The sequence below is a fragment of the Pseudomonas sp. 2995-3 genome (genome assembly GCF_002742565.1).
Classification (GTDB): Bacteria; Pseudomonadota; Gammaproteobacteria; order Pseudomonadales; family Pseudomonadaceae; genus Aquipseudomonas; species Aquipseudomonas edaphica.
In genome coordinates, this window is sequence record NZ_LJSB01000088.1 from 1 (window position 1) to 319 (window position 319).

The window sequence follows — 319 nt, forward strand, 5'->3', positions numbered from 1 at the left end:
ATGCAGCATAAGGGGGGACATTTGGTGAAAAGTTCAAGTGGTGAGAAGGAAAAAAAGTTAAATTGGTGGCAGTTATCTTTACTTGGGGTGGCTTGTACTATTGGTACAGGTTTTTTTCTAGGCTCTAGTATTGCCATTAGCATGGCTGGACCCTCAGTCGTTTTTGCATTTCTATTAGCAGCAATTGGTACTTATTTTATTTATGAAGCACTAGCAAAGATGACAGTTTCCGATCCACAAAGTGGGTCCTTTCGTTCCTATGCAAAGAAAGCATATGGGCGGTGGGCAGGTTTCAGTACTGGTTGGGTATACTGGCTTT

General features: G+C 42.0%; 1 pseudogene. It reads left to right on the forward strand.

The window, feature by feature from the left end:
- Positions 1–24: 24 nt before the first annotated feature.
- Positions 25–319, forward strand: a pseudogene (locus tag AOA62_RS04995) (GABA permease); the annotation flags it as partial.